This is a genomic window from Tateyamaria sp. syn59 (genome assembly GCF_007995245.1).
GTDB lineage: Bacteria > Pseudomonadota > Alphaproteobacteria > Rhodobacterales > Rhodobacteraceae > Tateyamaria.
Genome location: NZ_VCBA01000034.1, coordinates 1 through 5,715, shown reverse-complemented (window position 1 = coordinate 5,715; position 5,715 = coordinate 1). Strand labels below are relative to the sequence as shown.

The 5,715-nt window shown below is 53.7% G+C and carries 4 protein-coding genes and 1 pseudogene; all 5 read left to right on the top strand.

Annotated features, from left to right (window positions below; all coding sequences use genetic code 11):
• Window positions 1-722 precede the first annotated feature (722 nt).
• A complete protein-coding gene (locus FD715_RS22030; RefSeq protein ID WP_147115332.1) occupies window positions 723-1,643 on the top strand; it encodes a hypothetical protein in 921 nt (306 codons plus the stop codon).
• Between the two features lie 49 nt (window positions 1,644-1,692).
• A complete protein-coding gene (locus FD715_RS22025; RefSeq protein ID WP_147115330.1) occupies window positions 1,693-2,058 on the top strand; it encodes a hypothetical protein in 366 nt (121 codons plus the stop codon).
• Window positions 2,059-2,418: 360 nt separating this feature from the next.
• The gene (locus FD715_RS23115; protein WP_147115327.1) at window positions 2,419-3,444 is read left to right on the top strand and encodes a trypsin-like serine protease; all 1,026 of its coding nucleotides are present in this window, start codon (window positions 2,419-2,421) and stop codon (window positions 3,442-3,444) included.
• Window positions 3,441-4,988 carry a hypothetical protein gene (locus FD715_RS22015; protein WP_223275048.1) on the top strand — a complete coding sequence of 516 codons (1,548 nt, stop codon included), beginning with the start codon at window positions 3,441-3,443 and terminating at the stop codon, window positions 4,986-4,988. Before FD715_RS23115 ends, FD715_RS22015 begins: the two co-directional genes overlap by 4 nt.
• Window positions 4,989-5,317: 329 nt before the next feature.
• Window positions 5,318-5,715: pseudogene (locus FD715_RS22010) on the top strand (transposase); the annotation flags it as partial.

Genomic DNA, 5,715 nt, shown 5'->3' with positions numbered 1-5,715 from the left:
GTTACGAGCCTGACGAGCGAATGGCATTGGGTTTTAGGGGTGTTTGGTTGCGGGAGCAGGATTTGGACTTTGGCGAACTAAACCAACGCCATGGCTTTGCTAAAAATGCAATACCAAGATCTTGCGCCCACAACTGACAATCTGCATTACTCCCCGTCGTGATCAAAGAGTACGTTGCATTGGACATCGGCCCGTTGAGTGATGACGTTAACCCACGCAATGCTGAAACTACTGCCAGAATGCATTGCAAACTCCTAACTTACTTTACCCAGCAGGCTTAAGGTTGCCAACACCAGATAGACATACGACTTATAAAATCGCTGTGCGAACGGCGGCACAACTCTAACCCTAACTGTCTACCGAAACCATCACTCGGAACAGGCCTACCTACGACATTGACCAGGCCAATAAAGAGGTAGGGCCCATTACTGCCGAGGTACACTGCCTCAACCGCCACAGTAACAACAGCGCACTTTGTATTTTCGATTCGCCACGTGTCTTTCGCTGCTTCGCGCTCCGCTTTCTAAAATGTTCCGAACGCTATGCAGCCAGAAAATTGCTCGATAGATCTCCGATTTTCTCAGGGCATCGAGACCTTAGTCGCGCCGTCGAGAGGCCAGCATCCCTTCAGCTAAAAAATCTTGAAATCAACGGAGAACCGCGTAATCTACCCGAGGGCGAGCCCGCCTCCATGCAATAAATGTATGGCGGAGTGCATTTTTATGTTGATTCGTAATATTTTATCAGTCCTTAGCCTTACAACGGCGACGGCTTGTACCACCGATAGGGTGAGAACCGACTTCGATAGCCTCAGCGACGTTGCAACCAGGACTCGCGAGGCACTGGCACCCCGAATCGCTCCTGCGCTCGAAGCTGAACGCCAGGCCGAGATCACAGCAGCTGCGCAAAATGGGGACACGTGGCTACTATCAGAAGGGTGCGCGGCAGTTCTGAATGCAGATGCGAGCGTAGCGACGAGCGCTTGCCGAATTGAGAAAATTCCGACTGGTAACCGCACGCCCACCCTTGGCCCGGCTTCGGCGCTCGACCGGCGGATGAAAATACTGGAAGCCTACATCGCTTCACTGGACCTCCTAACGGATCCGAGCCTTGAAGGCGAATTGGTTACCGCGATTGATTCCTTTATCGACGGGCTGGACAACTTAGGAACTGCTACTGAGTCTGACGCACTTTTGGCATTTGCTGAACAGCGCCGTGAGAAAAGAAAAGATACCGAAACAGTCGTCACCGCAGCAATTTCAGGGCTGCGCTATACAAAAATGCGCGGGGCAGTACTGCAAAACGAAGATACGGTTGCTGACTTGGTTAGAACCATACAGCTAAGCCTGATTGAACTGGGCCTCGAGCCCGGGTTTGTTTCCCGGCGTCAGCGCCTGCGAGCGGCAGAGGAACGCTCCGAGCTCACAGAAGTTTCGGATGTCGCAGATTATCGCGATGCCCTGGCCACGCTGGAAACCGAACACACCGCTTTTATGGAATATTACAAGGAAACGCTGCTCTATAGGGTAGGATTAATCGAAGAAGCCCACTCGGCACTTGCACGCCAATTCCGTGATGGTGCCAGTGCGAAGGAGGTATCAGAGTACCTTAAAGTGCTCGTGGCAGTCTCTGATTCGATCTGAGACGCCCCCTCCAATATTAGATTACTCCCGACCTTGAGAGGTGAAAACCATGGCCAAAGAATCCGCGTCCACAACAGGTCATTTTCAACAAATGTACAATCGTGTGAATGACATGCTTCGCGCAAACACCAAAGCGATTAAACTCGAAGCAAGGAAATCAACCCCGGACAGAGATAAGATTTCCAAGATCAGAAGTGCTCGCCCCGGCATTCATGCGCTTAACGATGAGATCTTTAAGGCCGAGCGCGAATTTGCGGCTTCCAGACTTGAGCAAACCAAAGCAGAACGCGCATTAATTGACGCCACACATGAAATAAATTCTTTTGTAAAGAGCATCCGTACAATCGAAGGCCATCTTACCTCTGCCGGAAAGATTATGACAATACTTGGTCGCCTGATTACCATACTGCATTAACCAAGTGTATTGAAAGTTTTACATCAACCTCTTAGCTCACTATCAGCCACTCATCGCCGACCGCACGTCCATCGCATTGAGATGATTGCGGCAATACCCCCATTCTGATCGCATCTACAGCTTCGAGTGGAGATGAGGCATTCACATTGAGAGCCGCATAATACCGATTTAACCACCAACGCTGTAGCGGCAATCGTAAGCCTTTACAGGAATCGTGATATAAAAAGCTTAAGAGGAACGTCCTGCCACCTTCAGTAAGGCTATAACCGCTCGCTACCGTTACAAGACACAGTTGTTAGGTATATTCTTGAACAGCCACAACAATACCTCGCCAGCCAACAGTGCTCAACTTTGAGGTCTATGAGAACCATGATCAAGGGAATTTGCGCACTATATTGCAGATTTGTTAGCGTCAGCGTTAGCTTAGCTGTCGTAGCAACCTTGCTCTTTGCCTTACTGCCCCCCCTAAGCGCGGAAGAGGCGAACGATTTTCATTCTGACGGAACCTCGACCACTGAGGATATCAAATCAAGGGCTCCCAGTTATTCTCCCGGCGGTACAATTTCGTTCGGCATGACAGTCCCTGACGACGGATTTCCTGGAACAGTTAAGGTGCATTTTAGCGCGCGAAGGGTATGGCAGAACATCTGGTCTGAGCGCCGTGCTTGCTCCGGTACGCTTATCGCACCTGACGTAATTCTGACGGCGTTGCATTGTGCATTGGATAAAGAGGGCCGGTTGAGACCGCATTTTCGTTGGGGAATGCGATCTGTTGGTGATCTGCCGCGGATCCATGGCCGCGAGAGCCTGACAGGCGGTGACTACTACTGGCCTGCGGACCCGATGGAGTACGTACGGAACGTCGTTGGTGAGATAGTTAAGCAGCCGCGCAAAGACCGCGACTTGATCGCGATCCGAATCGGTAATCCTGTTCCGGGTAGCACTCGCAGGGTCGTGCCAGTGCTGAGACCGGAGCAACTTGCTGCCTATCCATTCACTGCTTGGGTAGGCTGGGGAATGACCGAGGTTAGTACGAGAACAACAGAGCTCAACTATATAAGCATTCCTGTCAATCCCGCTGACTTGGGCAGCACACTAATACCGGCATCGCGCCCGGTTCGCCTCAAGGACGGTAGTTTCTCGTCGGGCGTCTGTGGGGGCGACAGCGGCGGGCCTCTATACGCGATGCGAACTACGGAGGATTTAGTAAATGTTCGCCTACTGGGGGTGATCCACGCCTACCGCCCGCCCATGCCATTGCCACCAAATTGGGCTGCTCTCTCAGATACCGAACGCTGTATTCTGGCAGGGAACCAGAGTCTTGCCGTAAACATGATTAGGCAAACCGCATTTATAGAGGCGGCGCTCGCCACGTTGGCGCAATGAGAAAGGCTTCATTGTTCACCGCATTCGTGGTCTTGTTCCTGCCCTGTACCGCGAACGCGCAGACCCAATTCGATCGCAGCGAACAACTTCCCAGGGCATTCGACCAGGGAGTACTTCAGGGTCTTAAACTTCAACCTGAAAGCGGACTGCCTGTCTCGCGCGCTTGGCAACTTGACGGCCTTCGCCGCGAGGGCTTTTCGATCTGGACGCCTCAAGCGACGGGCATCGATAGCTTCGCTTCCCCACAGCCACTGAGAGACCTGTCCAGCATTGACAGTTCAATACTCGAATCCTTACGGCAAGAGTTCGGTGACGCGCTGACCGATGACGAAACGCTGCCCCCGCTTCTGGGTTATGCTTCCGGAAGCTTTTCACGACCACAAGGTGGCATTGCACGCCAACCAATAACGCAACTCATTCCTAATATCGCGGGCAATCCTGGTTCGGCATGGCGGCGAATTGGGGAAATCCCCGAACTCAACCCGGATTTCTACATTATTGGCGGCCCGAACCATACGCCGAGCATAGACGATACTCGTGGGTCACGTCCGCCACCTTTCATCCCCGCCTTCACCCCTGTTAGAAATTTGCGATGGAACAATGAAGACGAGGATTCGAGCTGCTACTGGCCACGCGGTGTCGACGCCGGCAGTATTCAACCGGAGATCGATTGGGTCCGGCTTAATACTGTTTACATCAGTGCTATTGGTATCGGACTCGCCGTCGCACTGGACAATAATGGGAACCCTGACACGAGCGGCGCGCTGGAAGTGCAGTTTGGCTCGCCTTGTGGCGGCGGAATCGGGGTAGGGCAATGCACTGGTCTATTGCTTCCCGGCGGCAGCTCTTTGGTAACAGCGGCACACTGCCTCGACGCGTTTCAAGAACGGTTAAGCTTGCCTGAGCCTGACGGGCCGAGTGGGTGTTTGAAAGATCTACGTATCGTTCCTGCTGTAACGATCAATCTGAGCTATATTTTGGCGCCTGACCTTTTCAGAGGATGTCTTGAAGTTCGACTTCTGGGCGGCGACATGGTGGAGCTGCGGCTTGACGCCCCATTCGAGAGCCATTTACCTTCGGGTATGGCTCTTCGAGAGCCCCTTTTCGACCATAGTAGCTCGATAGAATGGATCGGTTCAGGGCGTAGGCTATATAGCACCGGCTTGATGCATATTCCCGTCCTCCTCGATGTACCGGGGGGACGGTTTCTTGGCCAGAACGGATGTGCGATAGCACGCGACTACATGATTAAGTCAGGCTACGGCGAATCAGGTGATTACTCCTGCGTTTCCGTCGACACGTTAAAAGGCAGCTCTGGCGCGCCAGTGTTTGCTCTCCTGCCTGGAGCAAGTTTACGGGGCGAGCGATTGTTGTTTCTGGGGGTCATCAGTGCTGCGGCCTATGTAAATTCCGAAGAAGAATGCTCCGCCTCAGTAATCCAAGACAGCTGTGTTCTCGACCGGCACGATTACAACGTGATGTCGCTGGTTCCAGAGGCACGCGAGAGTCGGAACATGATTACCGACCTTGTCGATTGGGATTAGATCGCGGCGAGATGCCCTAACTACATGTTCTTGTAGTATTTTAGTGCATGGTCGGCGTCCTGTCGTCAGGTGCGATACATTCCGAAGCCCGCCGGCAGTATCCAAGGTGGCTGTAAGGCTACATGGTGTTGTAGTGCCTCGTCAAAGCTCGATCAGTTTCTGGAGTTTGTTTACTGGGTGTGACCTGCTATCCGCAGGATCCCGAGGTTGAGAGCTCAAGCATTGTTGAGAGTAGGCACAGCGGTAGGTCAGCGCTATGAGCGCGACTGACCTGAGACCCTGTTCCTCCTCCAGTTTGGAGTAGAGTCCGTCCAACTCAGGAGACGGACATGAAGCGATCGCGTTTCACGGAAGAACAGATCATTGGAATGCTGAAGGAGCAGGAGGCCGGGCTATCGACTGCCGAGGTGTGCCGCAAGCACGGCGTCAGCCAGGCCACCTTCTACAAATACAAGGCGCGCTTCGGCGGGCTGGAGGTGTCGGACGCGCGCCGTCTGCGGGCCCTCGAAGACGAGAACGCCAAGCTCAAGAAACTGCTGGCCGAGCAGATGCTCGACAACGCCATCCTGCGGGATGTCGCGGCAAAAAAATGGTAACGCCCGGCGTCAGGCGGGAAGCGGTGGCCCATGCCTGTGCATCGCGCGGGGTGAGCCAGCGCCGGGCGTGCCAGGCACTGGCGGTGGATCGATCGAGCGTGCGCTACCGCAGCATTCGGCCCGACGATGCC

Excerpts from the sequence above, each read along its gene's own strand:
- FD715_RS22030 (WP_147115332.1), top strand. The coding sequence starts at position 723 with ATGTTGATTCGTAATATTTTATCAGTCCTTAGCCTTACAACGGCGACG.
- FD715_RS22025 (WP_147115330.1), top strand. The coding sequence starts at position 1,693 with ATGGCCAAAGAATCCGCGTCCACAACAGGTCATTTTCAACAAATGTAC.
- FD715_RS22015 (WP_223275048.1), top strand. The coding sequence starts at position 3,441 with ATGAGAAAGGCTTCATTGTTCACCGCATTCGTGGTCTTGTTCCTGCCC.
- FD715_RS23115 (WP_147115327.1), top strand. The coding sequence starts at position 2,419 with ATGAGAACCATGATCAAGGGAATTTGCGCACTATATTGCAGATTTGTT.